The 24933-nt window shown below is 73.3% G+C and carries 26 protein-coding genes; 18 read left to right on the forward strand and 8 right to left on the reverse strand.

What is annotated here, in order from left to right; genetic code table 11:
- Positions 1-15 precede the first annotated feature (15 nt).
- Positions 16-600, forward strand: a complete 585-nt coding sequence (locus ABUL08_RS30360) for a type III secretion system chaperone family protein (protein WP_350933494.1) — start codon at positions 16-18, stop codon at positions 598-600.
- Positions 601-649: 49 nt separating this feature from the next.
- On the opposite strand, the gene ABUL08_RS30365 is transcribed toward ABUL08_RS30360, so the two are convergent.
- The 3 genes from ABUL08_RS30365 to ABUL08_RS30375 form a co-directional block, all read right to left on the reverse strand.
- The gene (locus ABUL08_RS30365; RefSeq protein WP_350933495.1) at positions 650-1078 is read right to left on the reverse strand and encodes a globin; all 429 of its coding nucleotides are present in this window, start codon (positions 1076-1078) and stop codon (positions 650-652) included.
- A gap of 63 nt (positions 1079-1141) precedes the next feature.
- The gene (locus ABUL08_RS30370; protein ID WP_350933496.1) at positions 1142-2512 is read right to left on the reverse strand and encodes an MFS transporter; all 1371 of its coding nucleotides are present in this window, start codon (positions 2510-2512) and stop codon (positions 1142-1144) included.
- Between the two features lie 245 nt (positions 2513-2757).
- On the reverse strand, positions 2758-3840 hold the full coding sequence (locus tag ABUL08_RS30375; RefSeq protein ID WP_377521896.1) for a mechanosensitive ion channel family protein: 1083 nt from the start codon (positions 3838-3840) through the stop codon (positions 2758-2760).
- 257 nt (positions 3841-4097) lie between these two features.
- Here ABUL08_RS30375 and ABUL08_RS30380 point away from each other — a divergent pair, with 257 nt between their 5' ends.
- A complete protein-coding gene (locus ABUL08_RS30380; protein ID WP_350933498.1) occupies positions 4098-4631 on the forward strand; it encodes an HNH endonuclease in 534 nt (177 codons plus the stop codon).
- A 1-nt stretch (position 4632) separates the two neighbouring features.
- Here the strand turns inward: ABUL08_RS30380 and ABUL08_RS30385 are convergent, their stop codons facing one another.
- The 3 genes from ABUL08_RS30385 to ABUL08_RS30395 all read right to left on the reverse strand — a co-directional run bounded on the left by ABUL08_RS30385 (position 4633) and on the right by ABUL08_RS30395 (position 6511).
- Positions 4633-5439, reverse strand: coding sequence for a class F sortase (locus ABUL08_RS30385; RefSeq protein WP_350933499.1), 807 nt, complete (start codon positions 5437-5439; stop codon positions 4633-4635).
- 13 nt (positions 5440-5452) lie between these two features.
- Complete coding sequence (locus ABUL08_RS30390) at positions 5453-5971, reverse strand: hypothetical protein (RefSeq protein ID WP_350933500.1); 519 nt, start codon at positions 5969-5971, stop codon at positions 5453-5455.
- Positions 5972-6055: 84 nt separating this feature from the next.
- A complete protein-coding gene (locus ABUL08_RS30395; protein ID WP_350933501.1) occupies positions 6056-6511 on the reverse strand; it encodes an Lrp/AsnC family transcriptional regulator in 456 nt (151 codons plus the stop codon).
- 139 nt (positions 6512-6650) lie between these two features.
- On the opposite strand from ABUL08_RS30395, the gene ABUL08_RS30400 reads away from it, so the two are divergent.
- From ABUL08_RS30400 to ABUL08_RS30450, 11 genes are all read left to right on the forward strand, one after another.
- Positions 6651-7538 carry a tryptophan 2,3-dioxygenase gene (locus tag ABUL08_RS30400; protein ID WP_350933502.1) on the forward strand — a complete coding sequence of 296 codons (888 nt, stop codon included), beginning with the start codon at positions 6651-6653 and terminating at the stop codon, positions 7536-7538.
- Positions 7539-7549: 11 nt separating this feature from the next.
- Positions 7550-8887 carry a kynureninase gene (gene kynU / locus ABUL08_RS30405; protein ID WP_377521892.1) on the forward strand — a complete coding sequence of 446 codons (1338 nt, stop codon included), beginning with the start codon at positions 7550-7552 and terminating at the stop codon, positions 8885-8887.
- Positions 8884-10218 carry an FAD-dependent oxidoreductase gene (locus ABUL08_RS30410; protein WP_350933504.1) on the forward strand — a complete coding sequence of 445 codons (1335 nt, stop codon included), beginning with the start codon at positions 8884-8886 and terminating at the stop codon, positions 10216-10218. The genes kynU and ABUL08_RS30410 overlap by 4 nt, the downstream gene beginning before the upstream one ends.
- Positions 10219-10238: 20 nt before the next feature.
- Positions 10239-11720, forward strand: a complete 1482-nt coding sequence (locus ABUL08_RS30415) for a 2-hydroxymuconic semialdehyde dehydrogenase (protein ID WP_350938929.1) — start codon at positions 10239-10241, stop codon at positions 11718-11720.
- A gap of 32 nt (positions 11721-11752) precedes the next feature.
- Complete coding sequence (locus tag ABUL08_RS30420) at positions 11753-12547, forward strand: 2-keto-4-pentenoate hydratase (RefSeq protein WP_350933505.1); 795 nt, start codon at positions 11753-11755, stop codon at positions 12545-12547.
- Positions 12544-13476 (forward strand): acetaldehyde dehydrogenase (acetylating), encoded by a 933-nt coding sequence (locus tag ABUL08_RS30425; protein WP_350933506.1) that lies wholly within the window; start codon positions 12544-12546, stop codon positions 13474-13476. The genes ABUL08_RS30420 and ABUL08_RS30425 overlap by 4 nt, the downstream gene beginning before the upstream one ends.
- Positions 13473-14528: a 4-hydroxy-2-oxovalerate aldolase gene (gene dmpG, locus ABUL08_RS30430; protein WP_350933507.1), complete on the forward strand. Its 1056-nt coding sequence runs from the start codon at positions 13473-13475 to the stop codon at positions 14526-14528. The genes ABUL08_RS30425 and dmpG overlap by 4 nt, the downstream gene beginning before the upstream one ends.
- Positions 14525-15298 (forward strand): 2-keto-4-pentenoate hydratase, encoded by a 774-nt coding sequence (locus tag ABUL08_RS30435; RefSeq protein WP_350933508.1) that lies wholly within the window; start codon positions 14525-14527, stop codon positions 15296-15298. The genes dmpG and ABUL08_RS30435 overlap by 4 nt, the downstream gene beginning before the upstream one ends.
- Positions 15299-15363: 65 nt before the next feature.
- Positions 15364-15774, forward strand: coding sequence for a RidA family protein (locus ABUL08_RS30440; protein ID WP_350933509.1), 411 nt, complete (start codon positions 15364-15366; stop codon positions 15772-15774).
- Positions 15771-16295, forward strand: coding sequence for a 3-hydroxyanthranilate 3,4-dioxygenase (locus ABUL08_RS30445; RefSeq protein ID WP_350933510.1), 525 nt, complete (start codon positions 15771-15773; stop codon positions 16293-16295). The genes ABUL08_RS30440 and ABUL08_RS30445 overlap by 4 nt, the downstream gene beginning before the upstream one ends.
- On the forward strand, positions 16295-17296 hold the full coding sequence (locus tag ABUL08_RS30450) for an amidohydrolase family protein (protein WP_350933511.1): 1002 nt from the start codon (positions 16295-16297) through the stop codon (positions 17294-17296). The genes ABUL08_RS30445 and ABUL08_RS30450 overlap by 1 nt, the downstream gene beginning before the upstream one ends.
- Positions 17297-17514: 218 nt before the next feature.
- Here the strand turns inward: ABUL08_RS30450 and bdeA are convergent, their stop codons facing one another.
- Positions 17515-18429: a bis(hydroxyethyl) terephthalate hydrolase gene (gene bdeA, locus ABUL08_RS30455; RefSeq protein ID WP_350933512.1), complete on the reverse strand. Its 915-nt coding sequence runs from the start codon at positions 18427-18429 to the stop codon at positions 17515-17517.
- A gap of 223 nt (positions 18430-18652) precedes the next feature.
- Between bdeA and ABUL08_RS30460 the strand changes: the two genes are divergently transcribed.
- The 3 genes from ABUL08_RS30460 to ABUL08_RS30470 are packed head-to-tail and all read left to right on the forward strand — an operon-like array spanning position 18653 to position 20873.
- The gene (locus ABUL08_RS30460; RefSeq protein ID WP_350933513.1) at positions 18653-20116 is read left to right on the forward strand and encodes an amidase; all 1464 of its coding nucleotides are present in this window, start codon (positions 18653-18655) and stop codon (positions 20114-20116) included.
- Positions 20117-20170: 54 nt separating this feature from the next.
- Positions 20171-20473, forward strand: coding sequence for an aa3-type cytochrome oxidase subunit CtaJ (gene ctaJ, locus ABUL08_RS30465; protein WP_449288906.1), 303 nt, complete (start codon positions 20171-20173; stop codon positions 20471-20473).
- A complete protein-coding gene (locus tag ABUL08_RS30470; protein ID WP_350933514.1) occupies positions 20460-20873 on the forward strand; it encodes a DUF5130 family protein in 414 nt (137 codons plus the stop codon). Before ctaJ ends, ABUL08_RS30470 begins: the two co-directional genes overlap by 14 nt.
- A 131-nt stretch (positions 20874-21004) precedes the next feature.
- Here ABUL08_RS30470 and pepN read toward each other — a convergent pair whose 3' ends face one another.
- Positions 21005-23551 carry an aminopeptidase N gene (pepN, locus tag ABUL08_RS30475; RefSeq protein ID WP_350933515.1) on the reverse strand — a complete coding sequence of 849 codons (2547 nt, stop codon included), beginning with the start codon at positions 23549-23551 and terminating at the stop codon, positions 21005-21007.
- 222 nt (positions 23552-23773) lie between these two features.
- Here pepN and ABUL08_RS30480 point away from each other — a divergent pair, with 222 nt between their 5' ends.
- Both ABUL08_RS30480 and ABUL08_RS30485 read left to right on the forward strand, forming a co-directional pair.
- Complete coding sequence (locus tag ABUL08_RS30480; RefSeq protein ID WP_350933516.1) at positions 23774-24397, forward strand: DsbA family protein; 624 nt, start codon at positions 23774-23776, stop codon at positions 24395-24397.
- A 118-nt stretch (positions 24398-24515) separates the two neighbouring features.
- Positions 24516-24923, forward strand: coding sequence for a hypothetical protein (locus ABUL08_RS30485; protein ID WP_350933517.1), 408 nt, complete (start codon positions 24516-24518; stop codon positions 24921-24923).
- Positions 24924-24933 lie beyond the last annotated feature (10 nt).

Raw genomic sequence — 24933 nt, forward strand, 5'->3', positions numbered from 1 at the left:
TGAGGTGCGCGAGCGATGCCGTGGTGGTCATGGCGCCCAGGTCCCGCCGGTGGCGGCGATCCGGAAACTCGAAGCGGGATCACAGTGGATGACACCGTCCGGGTCGGACCACCGACCCCCCGTCAGCCGGGGGACGACGCCCCGGCCGCCGACCGGGCGGTGCGGAGCGAGATGCCGGCGACGGTAGCGCCGGTCACCCTCGGTCGGGTCTGCGACGCGCTCGACCTGCTCGACGTGCGTTACCTGGCCGACGGCGACGGCAACCTGCTGGCCATGTGGGAGCGGCACGCGGTGCTGGTCACGCTGGAGGGTCCGGAGGACGAGATCCTGGTGATGCGGGCTCGTCCACACGCGACGGTGCCGCCGGACTGGGCGGACCGCGCCTACCGGGTGGTCAACGAGTGGAACCACACCCGACGGTTCTGCAAGGCCTACATCGGAGACCCGACCGAGCGGGGTCAACTGCCGATCTACGCCGAGCTCCAGGTGCCGCTCGGCGCCGGGACGCACGACGCGCTCCTGGTCGAGATGCTCGACTGTGGCGCGGCGGTCGCCACCACCTTCGTGGACTGGCTGCACGACGAGGGCGCCCTGCTCTGAGTGCGCCGGCCGGGCCGGTCGCCCGGCCGCGCCGGTCCGGCCGTCGGTGTCACGCGCCGGCGGCCGGGCCCTCCATGGCGTTGACCATGAAGTACGCGGCCCGCTCCAGGTAGTCCCAGAGCGCGGTGGCGATCTCCGGCGGCAGGTCCAGCCGGTCCACCGCCCGGCGCATGTGGTGCAGCCACGCGTCCCGCTCCGCGGCGCCGATCCGGAACGGAGCGTGCCGCATCCGCAACCGTGGGTGACCACGCTGCGCCGAGTACGTGTTCGGGCCGCCCCAGTACTGCATGAGGAAGAGGGTCAGCCGGTCGGCGGCCGGCCCGAGGTCCTCCTCCGGGTACATCGGGCGCAGCAGCGGGTCGGTGGCGACGCCGGCGTAGAACTCGTCGACCAGCTTGCGGAACGTCGGCTCGCCGCCGACCGCCTCGAAGAGGGTGACGGGGGTTCCGGGCCGGTCGGATTCACCTGCGGGATTCACCGTTCCATCCTGCCAGGCTGCCCCGGGTGCCGACCGGTGCCCACCGGTCGGTGGTGGTGTCGATCAGGTCACCGCGTGGCTGTGCCGGCCCCGGTCGCCCGGCCGCTCGTCCACCGGCGTACGCGCCGGAGGGCTCGCGGGGGCCGCGCCGGCGGCGTTGTCCCGCGTGGCCTGGTCGACGGCGGCCTGCACCGATTCGCGGCTCGGCCAGGTCAGGGTGGCCAGCAGCATCAGCCCCACGCCGGCCGCGCTCCACATGCCCACCACCAGCGGGATCCGGAAGCGCTCGGCCAGCAGGCCGGTGACCAGCACGGCGAGCCCCTGGATGATCTGCATGCCGCTGGCCATCACGCCGAACGCGCGGGCCCGGTAGCCGTCGGGCAGGGCCCGGACGAAGAGCCCGTTGGCCATCGGCAGCAACCCGGCGACGGCGAACCCGCAGATCGCCGCCAGCACGGCCACCACCAGCGGCGGCGGGTCGAGGAGCGCGGGGACCAGCACCAGCGGCGCGAGGACCGCCAGCGGTCGCATCAGCGCCAACCGACGGTCCGGCGAGAGCGCCCGGCCGACCAGCAGGCCGCCCAGGATGAAGCCGACCGGGTTGGCGGCCATGATGACGGCCTGCGCGACGCCGGTGTCCACGCCGTCGCCGGCCCGCTCGGCGGCCCACGCCGCGGCGAGCCCCTCCGGCACGATGGAGAAGAGCATCGCGCTGAAGACCAGCACGGCGATGGCGCGCAGCACGGGGCGGCCGAAGACGATCTGGAAGCCCTGGCCGGTCTCCCGCAGCAGGTGGCTGCGGTGCGCCGGGCTCATCACCGGCGGCCGGTTCCGCAGGCCGAACCGGACCAGCAGGGCCGACGCGCCGAAGGTCGCCGCGTTGATCAGCAGGGCGAGGGTCGGGGAGACCACGGCGATGGTCGCGCCGACCAGGTAGCCGACGACCTGTGCGGCCTGGCCGACGCTGGCGTTGATCGAGAGCCCGACGACCAGCCGGTCACCGGCGAGGATGAGCGGCATCAGCGCGGACCGGGCGGCCTGGCTCGGCGGGTTGGCCAGGGTGGCGGCGAAGAGCAGGGCGAGGATCAGCCACGGCGGGTTGCCCGGGATGGCGACCAGCAGCATCAGCGCCATCCGGAGCAGATCGCAGGTCACCATCACGCTGCGGTAGCGGTGCCGCTCGGCCAGCGTGGCCAGCAGCGGGCCACCCACCAGCCAGGGCAGGTAACTGACGGCGAACGCGGCGGCGGAGAGCGCCACCGAGTCGGTCTCCCGGTAGACCAGGACGGTGACCGCGGCCTTGGCGATGTAGTCGCCGATCCAGGAGAGCGTGCTGGCCGCGAATACGGCGCGATATTCGACCTGGGCGAACACTTCACGGAAGGTGGCGGGCCCCTCCCGGGCGGGTCGCTCGTCGGACACCGTCGCCTCCATCGTTCCCCAAGATCGGCCACTCGTGATGACCAGCCCGGGAACCGTCGTCAGATCTACGGATCAGCGAGGACACGAGCACGCTCCTCGAAGGAGCGTGTTTCACCGGATTCTGCCCGATCGTCTGACAACTGGCTAGGGTGAACGGATTGATCGTCGCATCTCCGACTGAACGAACGGACGATACCCGAGGGGCCGGGCGTCCGCGACCCCCGATCGTCCGGCCCGGTCGGTCCGGCCCCGACGGCTCAGGTCGGTCCGCCGGCACCGGTCTCGCCCGCTCCGGGGAACCTCGCCGGTGCGCCCTGATAGAGCCGGGCGGCGGCGATCCGGGCCGTGATCCCGGAGTTCTCCAGCGCCTCGGCGAGCCGGCGACGCAGCTCCCGGCCCACCGAGAACTGCCCCTCGGCGGTGGTCTTGACGACCGTACGGATCACCGCGCCGTCGACCGTCATCTGCTCGACGCCGAGCACCTCGGGCTCCTCGACGATCTGCGGTGCCAGCTCCGGGTCCATCGCCATCGAGGCGGCGGCCGTACGCAGCACCGCGGTGGCCTCCTCGGTGCCGGCGAACCCGATCGGCAGGTCGACCACCACCAGGGCCCAGCCCTGGCTCTTGTTGCCCACCCGGACGATCTCGCCGTTGCGGATGTACCAGAGCACGCCCCGGCCGTCGCGGACCGTGGTGACCCGCAGCCCCACCGACTCGACCACGCCGGTCGCCTCACCGAGGTCGACGGTGTCGCCGACCCCGTACTGGTCCTCGATCAGCATGAACAGGCCGGCGATCAGGTCCTTGACCAGGCTCTGCGCGCCGAAGCCGAGCGCCACACCGGCGATGCCGGCGCTGGCCAGCAGCGGTGCCAGGTCGAAGCTGAACTCCTTGAGCACCATCAGCAGCGCGATGCCGAAGACGAACGCGGTGACCATGCTGCGCAGCACCGAGCCGATCGCCTCGGCGCGCTGCCGCCGCCGCTCCGGCACGAACTGCTCCGGGTCGAGCGAGGCGCTCGGGATCCGCTCGCGCAGCGGCCGGAGCATGGTCGGCACGGCACCCTCGGTGGTGGTGCGGACCAGCCGGTTGATGGTCCGGTGCAGCGCCCAGCGGGCGGCGATCGCCAGCAGCAGGATCAGCACCACCCGCAGCGGCTTCAGCACGATCCAGTAGCTGCCCTCGGCGAACCAGGCCGAGTTGGTCAGTTCGTAGACGTTCTTGCACCAGGGGTCGGTCCGGCAGTCGACCGACGGTGTCGGGCCCGGAGTCGGGTCCTCGGCGGCGGACAGGGCGAGAAGCAGCAGACCGGTGGCACTCACCGTGTCTTCGTACCGCACGGCCGTGGGGGACCGGTCGCCGCCCCACCGGCCCGGCCGACGGAGATCAAGCCGGGCGGAACCGGTCATCCTGACACGGCCGGGGGAAGGTTCCGGAGGGGACCCCGGATTAGTACGTGCAATCCCGGTTCCGATCAGGGACTATTGGCGCAACGGACGTCGGTGATCCGGCCGGCGCCGGTGTGGTTCCCCGCTGCCCGCGGGGGCGGCACCGGTGCGACAGCGGCAGGAGCGGCTGGACCGGGAGGGTGAGCACGATGCCTGACATACGACCCACGGCGGGCTCCGGCGCGTTGGTCCTCAACGCCACCTACGAGCCGCTGTGCGTCGTGTCCGTGCGTCGGGCCGCGATCCTCGTCCTCTCCGCCAAGGCCGTCTGCGTGGCCGACGGCGAGGGCGTCCTGCACAGCGCCCGGGACGCGCTTCCGGTGCCGTCGGTGGTCCGGCTGACCCGCTTCGTCCGGGTGCCCTACCGCACCCACGTCGGGCTCTCCCGCCGGGCGATCTTCGCCCGGGACGGCTGGCGCTGCGCCTACTGCCGGGGTCCGGCGGAGACCATCGACCACGTCTTCCCGCGCAGCCGCGGTGGCCGGCACGCCTGGGAGAACGTCGTCGCGGCCTGCGCCCGGTGCAACCACACCAAGGGCGACAAGACCCCGGCCGAGCTGGGCTGGCGGCTGCACAGCCTGCCGGCCCCGCCGAAGGGGACGGCCTGGCGGGTGCTCGGCCACCGGGCGCCCGACCCGCGCTGGGCGGACTGGCTCGACCTGCGCGAGCCCGAGGCCGCCTGAGTCACGGCCCGCGCGCCTTCACCAGCGACGCGTAGACCACCACGTTGTCGGCGTACCCGGTCTCGCCGCCCACCCACTTGCCCCCGCAGGTGATCAACCGCAGGTTGGGTCGGCTGAAGTCGCCGAAGACCTCGTCCGCCGGCAGCCGGTCCTTGCCGTACCGCCGTACCGAGGTGACCTCGAAGACGGCCACCGAGTGGTCCTGCCGGGTCACCTCCACCCGGTCGCCGTCGTCGAGGCTCTTCAACCCGTGGAAGACCGCCGGTCCGGTGGTGGTGTCGACGTGCCCGACGATCACCGCCGGACCGTACTGGCCGGGGGTCGGGCCCTGGTCGTACCAGCCGGCCTCGCCGGCCTTGCCGACGTCCGGCACCGCGATGCTGCCGTCGGGCGCGAGCCCCACCCGGTGTACGGGCGCCCGCAGGTCGATCTTCCCGATCGCGATGTCGGTCGGCGGGCTCGCCGGCAGCACCGGGAACTTCTTCGGCGGTGGCCGCAGCCCGGCGCTCCACTGCTCCGGCAGCACGCTGACGCCGGTGATCCGCTCGACGCCGAGCATCGCCACGATCAGCACCATCAGCGCGGCGATCGCCAGTACCGGGGCGCCGGGACCGGCCGACCCGACGGTCCGCCACCGGCCCGCCGCCGCTGCCCGCCGACGGACCGGGACCGGTCGGGCCTGCGGGTCGGCCGTGGTGACGCTGGCCGAGAAGGCGTGCCCGGCCACCCGGACGAACCGGCGGGACGCCCGGGACAGCAGCCGGACGCCGGCCCGTGTCCGCCTCCGCCGGTCGCCTGAGCGGGACATGGCCGCGGTCCCGTCAGGCGCGGGGCGCGGCCCTGCGACGGGTGCCGACGGCGCCGAAGCCGGCCGCCACCGCCACCACGGCGAGCCCCCCGACCAGCAGCAGCGATCCGCCGCCCCGGCCGCCCGCCGTGCCGCCGCCACCGGTCGCCGGCCCCTTGCTCGGCTGCGCCATCTGCAGCACGGTGAGCATGGTCTGCGCGCTGCCGCCGTTCGAGCAGCTCAGGTCGACCGGATAGTCGCCGGGCGCCTTGTTGTTCGGCACGGTCACCGCACCGGTCAGGAAGCCGTTGTCGGGCCGGAGCACCACCCGGCCGAAGGCGTCCGAGGTGACCTGGGCCTGCCGGTCGTTGTTGCTGTCGCAGCTGGCCCGGATGTTCACCCGGCCGCCGGCCTGCACGCTGTTCGGTGTGACCTCGATGAAGACGGTCGTCCCGGCCCGGGCCGGCGTGCCGGTCGTGAAGACGAACGCCCCGACCAGGCCGAGCACGGTCAACACGGCCGCCAGGGCGCGATGTGACAGAAGCCCCCGCATGATTCCCCCCTCCCGGTGCGGTGCACCGGAATCCTGCTGACGGGCAGTGCGGCGTGCATTCCCACCGCAGCCCGCCGTGAACCTCTACTTCCGGCGGGCCGGGGGTGCGAGGGGGGTGACGGGGTGCCAGTCCAGCGGGGTGGAGAGGACCATCGTGCTGGACGGCTGGCCGTACGGGGCGAGCCGGTCGATGACCCGCTCGAACTCGCCGATCGACCCGGCCGCGACCTTGAGCATGCTGCACGCGTCCCCGGTGATCCGGTGGATCTCCAGGATCTCCGGCCAGCCGGCCACCTCCGGGTCGTGCAGGATGCAGCGCGGGCCGTAGCAGGACATCCGGATCATCGCGACCACCGTGCGACCGGCCCGGGTCAGGTCCACGTGCGCGTGGTAGCCGGTGATCACCCCGGACTCCTCCAGCCGACGCACCCGCTCGGCGACCGCGGGCGGCGACAGGTGCACCCGGCGGGACAGCTCGCTGAAGGAGAGCCGCGCGTCGGTCTGGAGCTCCCGCAGCAGCGCCCAGTCCATGTCGTCCATGCGTGACCTTTCCTTCGTGAAGCCGGACCCGATTCCGCTTTCGATCCGGCAGGTCCCGTCACAGTACCGCCGTTGAACAGGCATTCCATCTGCCGATCCACCTGCGGGACCATGTCGTCCAACCGGCGTACGGAGGGAGATGACGGTGGAACACGTGACGGCGGCCGTACGGCCGGCCACCCCGCGACAGCGGGCGGCCCGGGCGGCGCGCAACGGCGGCGAACCGACGCTGGAGTTCGCCGAGCGGGTGCCCTACGACGCGTACGTGCACGCCAGCACGTTGCACGGGTTGCAGCAGCCGCTCAGCGACGACCCCGGCGAGATGTCCTTCCTGATGGTCAGCCAGATCATGGAGCTGTACTTCGGGCTGACCTGCCACGAGCTGCGGCACGCCCAGCGGGAGCTGCGGGCCAACCGGATCTGGGACGCGCTGCCCCCGCTGCGCCGCGCCGCGCTGCACCTGGAGGGGCTCAACGCCGCCTGGCAGGGCCTGCGCTGGATGACCCCGGCCGACTTCAACCGGTTCCGCAACCTGCTCGGCGAGGGCTCCGGCTTCCAGTCGGCCATGTACCGGCACCTGGAGTTCCTGCTCGGCCTCCGCGACCCGGCGCTGATCCGCCCGTTCCGCCGGCAGACCGAGGTGTACGCGGGGCTCACCGCCACCCTCGAAGCGCCGAGCCTCTGGGACGACGTGGTCGCCCTGCTCGCCCGCCGCGGCTTCGCCGTCCCCGCCGACCTGCTCGACCGGGACGTGGCGGCCGAGCACGAGTCGCACCCGGCCGTCGAGGCGGCCTGGGTGCGGATCTACGCCGACGGCGGCCCCGACAACCACCTGCGGCTGCTCGGTGAGGCGCTGACCGAGGTGGCCGAGCGGTTCGGCGACTGGCGCTGGCACCACCTCAAGGCGGTGCAGCGCGCGATGGGCGCGAAGGTCGGCAGCGGCGGCTCCGCCGGGCTGGCCTGGTTGCAGCGCAGCATGGCCCGGGTGGTCTTCCCGGAGCTGTGGTCGGCCCGGACCGCGATGTGAACGGGGACGCGATGAACAGCACCGAGAAGGAGGCCCACCGCCTCGACGCGGCCGACCCCGGGCACCGGCACCTGTTCCACGTGCCGCCCGCCGAGGGGGGCCGCTACCCGCAGGTCGCGTACCTGGCCGGGAACTCGCTGGGGTTGCAACCCCGGGCCACCCGGGACGAACTCCTCGCCGACCTGGACGACTGGCGTCGGCTGGGCGTGGAGGGGCACGTGGAGGCGGGACGGCCCTGGCTGCCGTACCACGAGCTGTTGACCGGCCCGGCCGCGCGACTGGTCGGCGCCCGGCCCGCGGAGGTCGTGGTGATGAACTCGCTGACGGTCAACCTGCACCTGCTGATGGTGAGCTTCTACCGGCCGGCGGGGGAGCGGACCCGGATCGTCATCGAGGACAGCGCCTTCCCCTCGGACAGCTACGCCGTGCGCAGCCAGGCCCGCTTCCACGGGCTCGACCCGGACGCCACGGTGGTCCGGCTGCGGCCCCGCGACGGCGAGGACACCCTGCGGACACGGGACGTGCTCGACTTCCTCGCCGCCGAGGGGGACACCGTCGCGCTGGTGCTGCTCGGCGGGGTCAACTACCTCACCGGCGAGCTGATGGACATCCCGGCCATCACCGCGGCCGGCCGGGCCGCCGGTGCGGTCGTCGGCTGGGACCTCGCGCACGCGGTCGGCAACGTGCCGCTGGCCCTGCACGACTGGGACGTCGACTTCGCCGCCTGGTGCTCCTACAAGTACCTGAACTCGGGGCCGGGGGCCCTGGCCGGCGTCTTCGTCCACGAACGACACCTCGGCGACCCGGAGCTGCCCCGCTTCGAGGGCTGGTGGAGCACCGAGGCGACCACCCGGTTCGAGATGACCCCGGTCTCCCGGCCGCCGGCCACCGTCGAGGCGTGGCAGGTCTCCAACCCGCCGATCTTCGCGATGGGGCCGGTCCGCACGTCGCTGGAACTCTTCGACTCCGTCGGCATGCCGGCGCTGCGGGAGCGCAGCCTGCGGCTCACCGGCTGGCTGGAGCGGCTGCTGGACGAGGTGACCGCCGACCGGCCGCTGACCGTGGTCACCCCGCGCGACCCGGCCCGGCGGGGCTGCCAGCTCTCGGTGCGGATCGGGGTGAGCGCGAGGAGTGAGCCGGGTCTGCGAGCCCCGCAGTCGCGAACGGAAGGCGGCTGGGCCGGCAGCGCCAACGAGCTGACCAAGCGGCTGCGGCACGAGCACGGCGTGATCGCCGACGCCCGGGAGCCGGACATCGTCCGGTTCGCCCCGGTGCCGCTCTACTCGACGTACCACGACTGCTGGCGGGTCGCCGACGCGCTGGCCGCCAGCGTGGAGGTGCAGCGGTGAGTGCCGAGCGCGAGGAGATCGCCGTCGTCGGGGCCGGGCTCGCCGGCTGTCTGCTGGCCTGCTTCCTGGCCCGGCGCGGCTACCAGGTGGCGCTCTACGAGCGGCGGCCGGACCCGCGTACCGGCACGGTCGAGCGGGGGCGCTCGATCAACCTGGCGCTGTCGGAGCGGGGGCTCGACGCGCTGCGCCGGATCGGGCTGGACGGGCAGGTGATGGCGGACGCGCTGCCGATGCGCGGCCGGATGATCCACCCGGTGGCGGGGGAGCCGCAGTTCCAGTCGTACAGCGGGACCGGTGACCGGGCGATCAACTCGATCAGCCGGGGCGCGCTGAACAACGCGCTGCTCACCGCCGCCGCCGCGCTGCCCGGGGTGCGGATCGCCTTCGACCACCGGCTGGTCGGCCTCGACCCGACCACCGGCGACATGACGTTCGAGACCCCGCAGGGCAAGGTCGCCGAGACCGCGTCGGTCGTCCTCGGCGCCGACGGCGCCGGCTCCGCGGTGCGCGGGCAGCTCCTCGGGTACGGGGTGCTGACCGAGAGCCTCGACTTCCTCGACTACGGCTACAAGGAACTCACCATCCCGCCGATCGGTGGCGAGTTCGCCCTCGACCCGGACGCGCTGCACATCTGGCCGCGCGGCACCTCGATGATGATCGCCCTGCCCAACCCGGACCGGTCGTTCACCTGCACGCTCTTCTGGCCCACCCACGGCACCGCGAGCTTCGCCTCGCTGGGCAGCCCGGCCGCCATCGAGCAGCACTTCGCCACCCACTACCCGGATTTGCCCCCGCTCGCGCCGAACCTGGTCGACGACTACCAGCACAACCCGGTCGGCGTGCTCGGCACGGTCCGCTGCACGCCGTGGCAGGTCGACGGGCGGGTGGGCCTGCTCGGCGACGCCGCGCACGCCATCGTCCCGTTCTACGGCCAGGGCGCGAACTGCGCCTTCGAGGACGTGGTCGAGCTGGACCGCTGCCTGGACGAGTGCGACGACGAGTGGTCGGCGGCGCTGCCGCTGTTCCAGCAGCGCCGGCAGGCCGACGCGGAGGCGATCGCCCGGATGGCGCTGGCCAACTTCGTGGAGATGCGCGACAAGGTCGCCTCGCCGGTCTTCCGGACCCGCAAGCGCGTCGAACACGCCCTGGAACGGGCCCTGCCCGGCCGGTACGTTTCGCAGTACGAGCTGGTGTCCTTCTCCACCACCCCGTACGCCGAGGTGCGCCGCCGGGTGCGCCGGCAGTACCGGGCGGTGGGTGCGGTGGCGGTGGGTGCGGTGGCCCTGCTGGCCGCCGGCGCGGCGGCGCTCGCCCGAGGGAGGCGCGGATGACGCTCTGGGATCCCCGGCTGATGGCCGGGCACGCGCCCGACGGGCCGGGCCTGCTGCGCAACTTCGTCGGCGGCGAGTTCGTCGCCGACGGGCGCCGCTTCACCAAGCGCAGCCCGGTGACCGGTGAGCCGGTCTTCGAGGTGGCCGAGGCGTCGTCGTCGGTGGTGGACGACGCGGTGGCGGCGGCCCGGGCCGCGCTGCGCGGGCCGTGGGGCCGGATGGGCGAGCGGGAGCGCGCCGAGGTGCTGCGCCGGGTCGCCGACGAGCTGGAACGCCGCTTCGACGACCTGGTCGCCGCCGAGGTTGCGGACACCGGCAAGGCCATCTCGCAGGCCCGCACCCTGGACATCCCGCGCGGCGCGGCCAACTTCCGGGCGTTCGCCGAGATCGTGGCGACCGCGCCGACCGAGTCGTTCACCACGGTCACCCCGACCGGTGGGCGGGCGCTCAACTACGCGGTCCGCAAGCCGGTCGGCGTGGTCGCCGTCATCGTGCCGTGGAACCTGCCGCTGCTGCTGCTCACCTGGAAGGTCGCCCCGGCGCTGGCCTGCGGCAACGCCGTGGTGGTGAAGCCCAGCGAGGAGACCCCGGCGTCGGCGACGCTGCTGGCCGAGGTGATGGCCGCCGCGGGCGTACCGGACGGGGTGTTCAACCTGGTGCACGGCTTCGGGCCGGACTCGGCGGGGGAGTTCCTCACCCGGCACCCGGGCGTCGACGCGATCACCTTCACCGGGGAGTCGGCCACCGGCAGCGCCATCATGCGCGCCGCCGCCGACGGGGTGAAGGCGGTCAGCTTCGAGCTGGGCGGCAAGAACGCGGGGCTGGTCTTCGCCGACGCCGACCTGGACGCGGCGGTCGCCGGTTCGGTCCGCTCCAGCTTCACCAACGGTGGTCAGGTCTGCCTCTGCACCGAGCGGATCTATGTCCAGCGGCCGGTCTTCGAGGAGTTCACCGCGCGGCTGGCGAAGCGGGCCGGTGAGCTGGCGTACGGCTGGCCCGCCGACGAGGCCACGGTGAACATGCCGCTGATCTCGCACACCCACCGGGACAAGGTCCTCGGCCACTACGACCTGGCCCGCGCCGAGGGCGCCGAGATGCTGGCCGGGGGTGGGGTGCCGCGCTTCGGCGACGCCCGGGACGGCGGCGCGTACGTGCAGCCGACCGTGTTGACCGGGCTGGGCCCGGACGCCCGCACCAACACCGAGGAGATCTTCGGCCCCGTCGTGCACGTCGCCCCCTTCGACGACGAGGACGAGGCGTACGCGCTGGCCAACGGCACCGAGTACGGCCTGGCGGCGACGGTCTGGACCCGGGACGTGGGTCGGGCGCACCGGGCCGGAGCCCGGCTGGACGCCGGCATCGTCTGGGTCAACACCTGGTTCCTGCGGGACCTGCGCACCCCGTTCGGCGGGGTGAAGGCCTCCGGCATCGGCCGGGAGGGCGGCGTGCACTCGCTCGACTTCTATTCCGAACTCACCAACGTCTGCGTGGACCTGTCATGAGCGAGCGCAGCGAACGAAGCGTCAGGCAGAGCATGATCGACATCGAAGCGGCGGCGCGGGAGCTGGCCGGGGCGCGGGAGGGCGGCAAGCCCTGCCCGCCGCTGCGCGGGCGGCTGCTGCCCGAGGGGGACGTCGAGTCGGCGTACCGGGTGCAGCAGCGCCAGGCGCAGGACTGGTGGGACCGGGGCGAACGCCGGGTGGGCGCGAAGATCGGGCTCACCTCCCGGGTGGTGCAGGAGAACTTCGGCGTCTACCAGCCGGACTTCGGCGTCCTCACCGACGTCATGGCGGTCGGCGACGGCGTCGAGGTGCCGATCGACCGGCTGCTCCAACCCCGGGTGGAGGCGGAGATCGCCTTCGTGCTCGGCGCGGACCTGACCGACGAGCGGGTCACCACCGTCGACCTCATCCGGGCCGTCGACCACGTGCTGCCCGCCATCGAGATCGTCGACTCGCGGATCGCCGGCTGGGACATCTCCATCGTGGACACCATCGCGGACAACGCCTCCAGCGGCCTCTTCGTGCTCGGCACCACGCCGCGCCGGCTCGCCGACGTGGACCTGCGGCTGGCCGGGATGGTGCTGGAACACGCCGGGGAGCCGGTCTCGGTGGGCGCCGGGGCGGCCTGCCTGGGCAACCCGCTGCACGCGCTGGAGTGGCTGGTCGGCACCATGGCCCGCGCCGGTGACCCGTTGCGCGCCGGTGACGTGGTGCTCTCCGGGGCGCTCGGCCCGATGGTCCCGGTGACGCCGGGCGCCGCGTACGAGGCGCGGATCTCCGGGCTCGGCTCGGTGCGGACCTGTTTCAGCACGGGGAGCGACCGGTGAGCGTCGGCGTGGCGGTGCTCGGGTCCGGCAACATCGGCACCGACCTGATGATCAAGGTGCTGCGGCTCAGTGACCGGCTGCGGATGGTGGCGATGGCCGGCATCGACCCGGACTCCGACGGGCTGGCGCGGGCCCGGCGGCTCGGCGTGGCCACCACCGCCGACGGTGTGGACGGCCTGGTGGCGATGCCCGAGTTCGCCGACGTCGAGCTGGTCTTCGACGCCACCTCGGCCGGCGCGCACCGGCGGCACTTCGAGGTGCTGCGCGCGCACGGCCGGACGGTGGTGGACCTGACCCCGGCCGCGATCGGCCCGTACGTGGTGCCGCCGGTCAACCTGGACGAACACCTCCACGAGGCATGCGTCAACATGGTGACCTGCGGCGGGCAGGCGACCGTGCCGATCGTCGCCGCCGTCGGCCGGGTCACGCCCGTGGCGTACGGGGAGATCGTCGCCTCGATCGCGTCGAGGTCCGCCGGGCCGGGCACCCGGGCCAACATCGACGAGTTCACCGAGACCACCGCCCGGGCCATCGAGGTGGTCGGCGGCGCGGGCCGCGGCAAGGCGATCATCGTGCTGAACCCGGCCGACCCGCCGCTGCTGATGCGGGACACCGTCTACTGCCTCTGCCCGGACGCCGACGCCGACCGCGCCGCCATCGCCGCCTCGGTGACAGACATGGTGCAGACCGTGCAGGAGTACGTGCCGGGCTACCGGCTCAAGCAGGACGTGCAGTTCGACCGGGTGGACACGTACGTGCCGACGCTGGGGCGGCACCTGACCGGGCTCCAGGTGTCGGTGTTCCTGGAGGTCTCCGGCGCGGGGCACTACCTGCCCGCGTACGCCGGGAACCTGGACATCATGACCTCGGCCGCGCTGCGCACCGCGGAACGCCTGGTCGCCCTGCGCACCAAGGGGGTACCGGCATGACGGACCTCTACCTCCAGGACGTCACGCTGCGCGACGGCATGCACGCCGTCGCCCACCGCTACACCGTCGACCAGGTACGCATCATCGCTGCCGCGCTGGACGCGGCCGGGGTGGCCGCCATCGAGGTGGCGCACGGCGACGGCCTGGCCGGCTCCAGCGTCAACTACGGCCACGGCGCGGCGAGTGACGCCGACTGGATCTCCGCCGCCGCCGAGGTGCTGACGACCGCGAAGCTCACCACCCTGCTGCTGCCCGGCATCGGCACCGTCGCCGACCTGCGGGCGGCGCAGGCGCTCGGGGTGACCAGCGTCCGGATCGCCACCCACTGCACCGAGGCGGACATCTCCGCCCAGCACATCTCCTGGGCCCGGGAGAACGGCATGGACGTCTCCGGGTTCCTGATGATGTCGCACATGGTCGACCCGGCCGGGCTGGCCGCCCAGGCGAAACTGATGGAGTCGTACGGGGCGCACTGCGTCTACGTCACCGACTCCGGCGGCCGGCTGCTGATGTCCGACGTGGCGGAGCGGGTCGACGCGTACCGGCAGGTGCTGGAGCCGGAGACGCAGATCGGCATCCACGCCCACCACAACCTGTCGCTCGGGGTGGCCAACAGCGTCGTCGCCGTCGAGCACGGCCGGATCCTCGGCGCCGGGCCGCTCGGCTCCCCGTCGGGGCGTACGGTCCGGGTGGACGCCTCGCTGGCCGGGATGGGCGCGGGCGCGGGCAACGCCCCGCTGGAGGTCTTCGTCGCCGTCGCCGAGCTGCACGGCTGGCGGCACGGCTGCGACGTGTTCGCGCTGATGGACGCGGCCGACGAGATCGTCCGCCCGCTCCAGGACCGGCCGGTCCAGGTCGACCGGGAGACGCTCTCCCTCGGGTACGCGGGCGTCTATTCCAGCTTCCTCCGGCACGCCGAACGCGCCTCCGCGAAGTACGGCGTCGACGTCCGCTCGATCCTCGTCGAGCTGGGCCGGCGCCGGATGGTCGGTGGCCAGGAGGACATGATCGTGGACGTGGCGTTGGACCTCGCCGGTAAGGAGACCTCATGATCGGGCCGGACATCGCCGGGATCGCCGAGAAGCTGGGCGCGGCGGCCGACACCGCCACCGCCATCCCGCAGGTCGCCGCCGAGACCGGTCTGGACGTCGACGCCGCGTACGCGGTGCAGACCGCGCTGGTGCAGCGCCGCCTCGACCGGGGCGAGCGGCTGGTCGGGCTGAAGATGGGGCTGACCAGCAGGGCGAAGATGGCCCAGGTCGGGGTGGACGAGGTGATCTGGGGCCGGCTCACCGACGTGATGCGGGTCCCCGACGGCGGCAGCGTCGATGTCGGCGACTTCATCCACCCCCGGGTCGAGCCGGAGGTGGCGTTCCTGCTGGACCGGCTCCCCGAGCCCGGTGAACCGGTCGGTGCCTTCGCCGACGCGGTCCGGGCGGTGGCCCCGGCGATCGAGCTGATCGACTCCCGGTACGCCAACTTCACCTTCTCCCTGCCGGACGTGGTCGCCGACAACACCTCGGCCGCCGCGTTCGTGGTGGGACCGTGGTCGCCGGTGCCGGACGGGTTGGAGAACCTGGGCGTACTGCTGGAGATCGACGGTCGGGTCGCGCAGGTCGGCTCGACGGCGGCGATCCTCGGCGACCCGCGCCGCGCACTCGACGAGGGCATCCGGCTGGCCGGTCGGCACGGCGTCCGGCTCCGCGAGGGCTGGATCTTCCTGGCTGGTGCCGCCACGGCCGCCGTCCCGCTGCGCCCCGGCGCGCACGTCCGGGCCGTGGTCGAGAAGCTCGGCACCGCCGCGCTCCGGGCCGCCTCGTGAGCGCGAGGAGTGAGCCGGGGTCGCGAGCCCCGCAGTCGCGGACCGAAGGGCGTCCGACCGGGCGGGTGGTGGCCGGGAAGGCCGTGCCGCGCGGGGCGTTCCCGCACGTCAAGGTCGCGGGCGGCTTCGTCTTCGTCTCCGGTACGTCGTCCCGCCGGCCGGACAACACCTTCGCCGGCGTCGCGGTGGACGAGTTCGGGACCACCGACCTCGACATCCGGGAGCAGACCCGGGCGGTCATCGGCAACATCGGTGACCTGCTGCGCGCGGTCGGCGCGGACCTGGCGGACCTGGTGCAGGTGACGTCCTACCTGGTCAACATGAACGACTTCGGTGGTTACAACGAGGTGTGGTCGGAGTTCTTCGACGCGTCCGGGCCGACCCGGACGACGGTGGCGGTGCACCAGCTGCCGCACCCGCACCTGCTGATCGAGATGCAGGCCGTGGCCCTTCTTCCGTCGGGAGGTCAGTCGTGAGTGAGATCGCCGAGCCGTTCAGTTTCCCCGGGTGGATCGCGGAGAACCAGCACCTGCTGAAGCCGCCGGTGGGCAACAGGGAGATGTTCCCCGGCGGGGACGACTTCATCGTGATGGTGGTGGGCGGGCCGAACCAGCGCACCGACTTCCACGTCGACCCGTACGAGGAGTTCTTCTATCAGGTCAAGGGCAACATGCACATCAACCTGATGACGCCTGCGGGGCCGCGTACGGTGCACGTGCGCGAGGGTCAGATGTGGATGCTGCCGCGCAACACCCCGCACTCGCCGCAGCGGCCGGAGGCTGGCTCGATCGGCGTGGTGGTGGAACGGGTCCGCGAGGAGGGCACGCTGGAGAAGTTCCGGTGGTACTGCCCCGAGTGCGGGCACCAGGTGCACGAGGTGGAACTCCAGGTCCGCGACATCGCCGCCGACCTGCCGCCGGTGTTCCAGGCGTTCTACGGCGACGAGCAGGCGCGCACCTGCGAGCGGTGCGGCGCGCTGCACCCGGGCAAGGGCTGATGGGGACACCCGTCGTCGACGTGCACACGCACGTCGTACCCAAGGGATGGCCGGACCTCGGCGCGGCGTGCGGCGGGTCCGGCTGGCCCTGGTTGCGGGTCGACTCCGAACGCGCCGCCATGATCATGGTGGGAAAGACGGAGTTCCGGCCGGTCGGCGCGGAGTGCTGGGACGCGCCCACCCGGCTGGCCGACATGGCCGCCGACGGCGTCGACGTGCAGGTGGTCTCGCCGACGCCGGTCTTCTTCTCCTACGACCGCGCTAGTGACCAGGCGGCGAAGGTGGCGCGGATCTTCAACGACCTGGCGCTGGAGGTGACGGCGGCCGGCGGTGACCGCCTGGTGCCGTTCTGCCAGGTCCCGTTGCAGGATCCCGACCTGGCCTGCGCGGAGCTGGACCGCTGCCTGGCCGCCGGGCACGCCGGTGTGGAGATCGGCAACCACGTCGGCGACCGCGACCTGGACGACGCGGGCATCGTGCAGTTCCTGACCCACTGCGCCGAGGTCGGCGCCCCGGTCTTCGTGCACCCGTGGGACATGCCGGGCGGGCCCCGACTGGACCGGTGGATGGCCCGCTGGCTGGCCGGGATGCCCGCCGAGACCCACCTGTCGGTGCTCGCCCTGATCCTCGGCGGGGTCTTCGACCGGGTGCCGGAGAGCCTGCGGATCTGCTTCGCGCACGGCGGCGGCAGCTTCCCGTTCTGGCTGGGGCGGGCCGACAACGCCTGGCACCGCCGCGGCGACCTGGTACGCGGCGCCTCCACCGCCCCGCCCAGCTCCTACGTCGACCGGTTCAGCGTGGACTCGGTGGTCTTCGCGCCCGCCGCGCTGCGGCTGCTGGTCGACACGATGGGGGTCGACCGGGTCATGGTCGGCAGCGACTACCCGTACCCGCTGGGGGAGCGGCCGGTCGGGCGGGTGGTCCGGGACGCCGACTTCCTCACCGCCGACCAGCGCGACAAACTGCTGGGCGGCAACGCCCTGCGCTTCCTGCACGCCTGATCCTGCCGGCCGCCATCGGCCTGACACTCCTCGCCCGGCGCCTTTGCTCTGCTGCAGCCACCGCAACACTGGGAGCGGTTCCGTGTTGCGTGGGTTGCAGCAGAGCAAAGGCGGCGCGGAGCGGTCGACCGGGCTCGTGGTCCGGGTTCCGGGAGTTCGACCGTCCGGCGGACGCTCCGCGCTCCGGGCAGCGCGAGGCGTCCGACCGGGTCGGGAGGTCAGGAGTGCGGGCAGGTGTCGCGGTACTCCTCGATCGCGGACCCGCTCGGTGCCGGGCAGAGGAACTGCTCGTAGCGGGTGTCGTCGTCCACGAACCGCTTCAGCCAGGAGATGCTGTACTTCGCGATGGTCACGTTGGGCGACGTGGGCGCGGAGTGGGTGGCGCCGTTCAGTTCGAGGTATGCCTTGTCCAGCGTGGCCGGCAGGCTGGTGTAGAAGGGCTCCGAGTGCGACGCGACCGGGGCGATCGAGTCGTACTCCGCGCCGACGACCAGCGTCGGGACGCGTACCGTGGACCAGTTCTTGGTGGTGTGCCAGCCGGTCAGCGGGATCGCGGCCTGCAGCGTCGGCCGTGTGTTCGCCGCGGAGAGGCTGCCGCCGCCACCCATCGAATGGCCCATCACGGCGAGCCGGTACCGGTCGATCCGGCTGCGCACCGAGCTGGCGTTGGTCAGGTAGTCCAGCGCGGCCAGCAGTTGGCTGCCCCGGCTGGCCGGTTGGTCGTAGCGGGACAGGGTGTCGATGGTGATGACGACGAAACCCTGCGAGGCGAGGCGGGGGCCGAGCCACGCCACGCTGGACTGCGTCGCGGTGTAGCCGGGTGAGACAGCGACCGCGCCGAAGGTCCCCTCGGCGGTGCTGGTGGGGTAGTAGACGGTGCCGCCGCGGAAGCCGCTGACGCTGGAGGCGGCGACGGTGGTCTGGGCGATGGCGAACGGGCCACGGGTCGCCTCGATGCTCGCCACGGTCGGGTCGGGGCCGCGCTGGTAGGGGTTGACGGCGGCGTGGGCGGCCGGTGCGGCGGCCAGCCCGGCGCCGACCAGGAGGAGGGTGAGCACGGACCGGGCCAGGGCGGTGGCCCATCGGCGGTCCGGCCCGGACCGGGCACGGGGGACGGTGGGTACGGGTTGCATGTGGTCGCTCCCTGCGGGGGTGAGCAGCCGACGGTCCCGAGGGTGGTGGACGGCGGAACCGATCGATGCGTGTCCATCGGTTTCTGCATCGTCCGTCCTGGTGGCGGTGACGGCCAATCCCGGCCGGTCCCTGTCACCGCGATATGTGCCAACCGGCGCCGCCCGGTCCGGCGGTCGGTCGTGTCGCCGCCACGGGTGACGTCAGAGCGGGCAGGATGGGGGGATGGCCGAGCCGCACGACCTGACCGCGCTGGAGCAGGCCGCCGCGATCGCCCGGGGCGAGCTGTCCAGCGTGGAGCTCGTCGCCCACCACCTGACCCGCGTCGACGCGCTCGGCGACACGGTCGGGGCGTTCGTCACCGTCACCTCGGAACGGGCCCTCGCGGCGGCCCGGGCCGCCGACGGCGTACCGGCCGGGGAACGGGGGGCGCTGCACGGCGTTCCGACCGCGATCAAGGACCTGACGCTGACCGCGGGGGTGCGCACCACCTTCGGATCGGCGGCCTTCGCCGACTTCGTGCCGCCGGTCGACGCCGACGTGGTGCGCTTCATGACGGCCGCCGGACTGGTCAGCCTCGGCAAGACCACCACCTCCGAGCTGGGCTGCTCGCTCTACTCCGAGGGGCTGGTCGCGCCGCCGGCCCGGAACCCCTGGGACCTGTCGTACACGGCGGGTGGGTCGAGCGGTGGCGCGGCGGCGGCGGTGGCGGCCGGGCTGGTCCCGGTCGCCCAGGGTTCCGACGGCGGCGGGTCGCTGCGCATCCCGGCGTCGCTCTGCGGCCTGGTCGGCTACAAACCCAGCCGGGGGCTGGTCTCCGGCGGGCCGCTCGGCTCCGGCGCGTTCGGGCTGCCGACCGCCGGCCCCATCGGGCGGACCGTCGCCGACGTGGCCGCGCTGCTCGACGTCATGGCCCAGCCGGTGCCCGGCGAGCCCTACCTCCCGCCGGCCCGGCCCGCCGACGGCTACCTCGGCGTGGCCCGCCGCGCCGACCCCGGCCGGCTGCGGATCGGCCGCTTCACCACCCCGATGCTCGCCGACGAGCCGGTCCACCCCGACTGCCTGGCCGCCGTGGACCGGGCCGCCGCGCTGCTGGCCGCCGCCGGCCACGAGGTGGTCGAGGTGCCCGCGCCGCTCGGCCCCACGGCGTGGCCGCTCTTCGAGACCATCTGGTACGTCCTGGCGCTCGCCCCGCTCCCGCCGGAGCGGGAGGGCCGGCTGCTGCCGCTGACCCGGTTCCTCCGCGACCGGGGTACGGCCGTCGGCGCGGGGGCGCTGCTGGCCGCGCTCGGTGAACTCCAGGCCCAGGTACGCCTCGGCGCCCAGCGGACCGCCGGTTGCGACCTGCTGCTCTGCCCCACCCTCGCCGCGCCGCAGGCGCCGGTCGGCGCGTTCGCGGCGCTGCCCCCGGCGGAGGATTTCGACCGGCAACGCCGGTTCTCGCCGTACTGCGCCATCTTCAACGTCACCGGTCAGCCGTCGGTTTCCCTGCCGGTGGGCCGCACCGCCGACGGGCTCCCCGTCGGGGTGCTCCTCACCGGCCGGTACGGCGACGACGCCACGCTGACCGCCACTGCCGCGCAACTGGAGCACGGATGTGGCGGATGGGATCACCACCCCGCAATCTGGCGGGCCGTCGACTCCGCTAACGTGAATACCACAAGCGGAGTCGGGCGGTCGGCGCCATGATCGTCCACCCGACCCGGAATTCCTGGTCTCTCTTTCCGCCTGGGGGCGTTGGGATTGTCTGTTACCGAGACGTTGCTGGTCTTCGTCGGCATCCCGGCGGCCGCGGTGCTGGTGATCGCCGGACTGGCACTCGCCGGCGGCCGTGGCGGCGGTGGCGGCGCCAAGCGCTACCGGCCGGGCCGGCCCTTCGACTTCACTCCGGTCTGGTTCCTGGGCCGTCCGGAGCAGCTGGCCGACTCGGCCGGCACCGCGCTGGCAGCGGGCGCGCAGGCGCCGGCGCTGACCAGCCACAAGCAGGAGAAGGCCGGCATCGAGGCGCCGGCCGGTGGAACCGGAGGCGCAAGTGACCGTTGGTGAGAAGCAGGCCGAGACGGGGACGGGCACCCCGCCCGACGTGCTGGACGGGCCCTTCTCGACCCGCCAGCTGCTCCGCATCGACGAGGCGCTGCGCCTGGCCGACCAGGGCACCGGCCTGGTCTTCTCGGTCTATGTGGGCGGTCTCGACGAGCCGATCCGGGAGCACGCCCAGCGGCTGCACCGCCAGCTCGCCGAGCCCGACAAGTCGGTGCTGATCGCCGTGTCGCCCAACCAGCGGCAGCTGGAGGTCGTCACCGGCAGGTACGCCCGCAAGCGCATCCCCGACACGTACGCCAAGCTGGCCGCGCTCTCCATGGTGGCCTCCTTCGGCGGCGGCGACCTGGCCGGCGGCATCATCCAGGGCCTCGACCAGCTCGCCAGCCACGCCGGCAAGGGCTGACCCTTCCCGTACGACGAAGCCCGGCCCGCGATCACGCGGGCCGGGCTTTCTCGTGTCGTCAGCCGCACCACAACGGCCCGGGGCCGGCGCGGGCTCCCACCCATGCCGGCCCCGGGCCGCGTACCCCTTGGTCAGGCGCTCTGGGCGTCCTTGGCGCGGGCCTTGAGGGCCCGGACCACGCCGTCGCGGCCCTCGGCCACCAGCCGGCGCAGCGACGCCGGGTGACCCTCCTGCGCCAGCCACGCGTCGGTGGCCGCCACCGTGTCGTCGTCCACCAGCTGGGTCGGGTAGCCGAGCTGCGCGAACTCCTGCGCCGGCTCGCTGTCCCGCTGCGCCCAGACCTGGCCGACGACGGCGAAGTACTTCTCCCGGTACGGCGCGGTGAGCTCCACCTGCGCCGGGTGGGTGAGACCCTGCAGCAGCGCCCGGTTGCGCCAGTTCGGCAGCGATTCCGGCCCGGTGAGCTGCGCCCAGACCGCCGCCTTGTTCTCCGCGGTCGGCACCAGCGCGTGCGCGTACGCGGCCTCCCGCTCGCCGCTGGTGGTGCGGTCGCCGGCCAGCTCGGCCTCCACCTCGGCGGCCCCCGCCGCCCCGTTGGCCACCAGCGCCTGGAGCACCGTCCAGCGCAGCTCGGTGTCCACGGTCAGCCCGGCCGGCACGTCGCCGCCGTTCAGCCAGCCGCGCAGCGTCGCCAGGTCCTCCGGCGAGCGGGCCGCGGAGGCGAACGCCCGGGCCCAGGCGAGCTGGAAGCCGCTGCCCGGCTCGGCCGCCGCCAGGGCCGCCCGCGCCGTCCGGGCCAGCTCGGCCCAGCCGGTCGGCGCCCACGCCGCGTCGGCGTAGAAGGTGAGCGCGGTGGTGGCCTGCCGCAGGGTGGCGGTGACCAGGTTGATGTCGGTCTCGGCGGGCAGCCCGGCCAGCACCAGCGCCACGTAGTCGCGGGTGGCGAGTTCGGCGTCGCGGGTCATGTCCCAGGCGGCGGTCCAGCACAGCGCCCGGGCCAGCGACGATTCGAGGCCCGCGATGTGCTGCACCACGGTCGCCATCGACCGCTCGTCCAGCCGCAGCTTGGTGTACGTCAGGTCGTCGTCGTTGAGCAGCAGCACGTCGGCGGCCCGCGTGCCGTGCAGCGCGGACAACTCGGTCCGCTCGCCGGCCACGTCCACCTCGATCCGCTCCCGGCGGACCAGCCGGCCGTCGGTCAGGTCGTAGAGGCCGACGCCGATCCGGTGGGTCCGCAGCGTCGGGTGCCCGGCCGGGGCCTCCTGGCGGACCAGCACCCGCTCGTACGCGCCGTCCGCGCCGATGGTCACCTCGGGGCGCAGCGTGTTGACCTGCGCGGTCTCCAACCACTGGGCGGCGAACTTGCGCAGCTCCCGGCCGGAGGCCGCCTCCAGCTCCGAGAGCAGGTCGTCGAAGGTGGCGTTGCCCCAGGCGTGCTTGCCGAAGTACGCCCGCAGCCCGGCCCGGAACGGCTCCTCACCGACGTACGCGACGAGCTGCTTGAGCACGCTGGCGCCCTTGGCGTACGTGATGCCGTCGAAGTTGACCTCGACCGCCTCCAGGTCCGGCATCTCGCAGTAGACCGGGTGGGTGGAGGAGAGCTGGTCCTGCCGGTAGCCCCAGTTCTTGCGGATCGACAGGAAGGTCGTCCAGGCCTCGGTGAACCGGGTGGCGTGGGTGTTGCACCAGTGGCTGGCCCACTCGGCGAACGACTCGTTCAGCCACAGGTCGTTCCACCAGCGCATGGTGACCAGGTCACCGAACCACATGTGGGCCAGCTCGTGCAGGATGGTGTTGGCCCGCTGCTCGTACTCGTAGTCGGTGACCTGCGAGCGGAAGAGATAGAGCGACTCGGCGTGCGTGACGCAGCCGAAGTTCTCCATCGCGCCGGCGTTGAAGTCCGGCACCCAGAGCTGGTCGTACTTGGGCAGCGGGTAGCGCACCCCGAACTGCTCGTGGAAGAAGTCGAAGCCCTGCTTGGTGACCAGGAACAGGTCGTCCGAGTCGAGGTACTGCGCCATCGAGGCCCGGCAGAACACCCCCAGGTCGATGCCGTCGTGGCTGTCCCGCACCTCGTGGTACGGCCCGGCGCAGAGCGCGGTGATGTAGGTGCTCATCCGCGCCGACTCGGCGAAGTGGACGGTCTTGAGCCCCTCGCCGGCCGCCTCCTCGCGGGCCACCGGCATGTTGGAGACGACCCGCCAGTGCTCCGGGACGGTGGCGTGCCAGGTGTAGACGCTCTTCAGGTCGGGCTGGTCGAAGCAGGCATAGACGCGCTGCGCGTCCGCCGTCTCGAACTGGCTGTAGAGGTAGGTCTCGCCGTCGACCGGGTCCACCGTGCGGTGCAGGCCCTGACCGCTGTTGGAGTACGCGAAGTCCGCCTCCACCAGCAGGGTGTTCTCGGCGGCCAGGTCGGTGAGGGTGAGGCCCTTCTCGGCGGACCAGCCGGACAGCTCCACGGGGCGGCCGTTCAGCGTCGCCGTGTGGACCGTCTCGGCGGCCAGCTCGATGAAGGTCGCCGCGCCGGGCTCGGCGCAGCGGAACCTGACCTCCGTCCGGGAACGGAAGGTGCGGCCCTCGGCCTGCACGGCGGTCGACAGGTCCAGGTCGATGTCGTACCCGGTGACCTCGAGCAGGCGGGCCCGCTCGGTGGCCTCCACCTGGGTCAGGTTGCGCACTCCCGGCACTCTTCGTCTCCATCCCACTCGCGCCGCCGCCCCGGCGGCCCCGGCCTCGCCGGCCTGCTCGTGACGGCCGGTCCGAGACCGAGTCTTCCATGCACCGGCACCTCCGGTGGTCGAGGTCACGCTCTCATTCCGGTACCGGTCGATACCGTGCGGGGTGAGGATCGGAAGGGAACGCGCCGGTGCTCCGGCGCTCGAATCGTGAAGGGACTCACCGTGACCGAACGTGTCGCCGTGGACATGTGGTTCGACCCGCTCTGCCCGTGGGCGTGGATCACCTCCCGTTGGCTGCTGGAGGTCGAGCAGGTCCGGGAGGTGGACATCCGCTTCCATGTGATGAGCCTGTCGGTGCTCAACGAGGGTCGGGACCTGCCCGCGGAGTACCAGGAACTGATGCGGAACGGCTACGGCCCGGTGCGGGTCTGCATCGCCGTCGAGCAGGCCCACGGGTCGGAGGTCCTGGCGAAGCTCTACACCGCCATGGGCACCCGCATCCACCTCGGCAAGGAGCCGCTCGGCCGGGACATGCTGGTCGGCGCGCTCACCGACGTCGGGCTGGACCCGGCGCTCGCCGACGCCGCCGACTCCACCACGTACGACGAGGCGCTGCGGGCCAGCCACGAGGCGGGCATGCGGCCGGTCGGCACCGACGTCGGCACCCCGGTGATCCACGCCCCCGGCCCGGACGGCGACCAGGTCGCCTTCTTCGGTCCGGTGATCACCCCGGCGCCGAAGGGCGAGGCGGCCGGCCGGCTCTGGGACGGCGTGCTGCTGGTCGCCGGCACCCCCGGCTTCTACGAGCTCAAGCGCTCCCGTGAGCAGGGCCCCATCTTCGACTGAGCGGTGGGCGGGAGACACGCGGGCCCCGCGTCACCCCGGTGGCGCGGGGCTCGTTTCTCCGGGTGTCCCAGCCGGCGGCCCCCGGGGCCGCACCCTGGCAGCTCCTGGAGGCATTCCGATGGGTAAGCACCGCCGTACGTCCGACGACGCGCCGCCGCAGCCGGCGACCGGGGACTCCGGTGCGACGTACTGGTCCGTGGACGACGCCGACTGGCCGGCCGTCCGGCCCTGCCTGCCGGCCGAGATGGTCGACCTGCTGGCGCCCCCGATCGTGGTGGGCGTCGCCCGGGTGGTGGCCACCTCCCGGATGACCCCGCCGGCCGACGCGCCGGCCCCGACCCGCACGCCCGGTCCGGTCCGCTCCGGCGCCCCGGCCGGCCGTCCGACGCCGCCGGGTGCGACGACCGTACGCTTCGCCGCGTCCACCGGGCCGTCCCGCCCGACCGGCCCCGCCGGCCCGGTTCCCGGCGGTGCCCCGTCCCCCGGCCGGCACCGGCCCGCTCTCGCCCCGGTCGACCGCACCTGAGGCGGCCCGT

It is taken from the genome of Micromonospora sp. CCTCC AA 2012012 (genome assembly GCF_040499845.1).
Classification (GTDB): domain Bacteria; phylum Actinomycetota; class Actinomycetes; order Mycobacteriales; family Micromonosporaceae; genus Micromonospora; species Micromonospora mangrovi.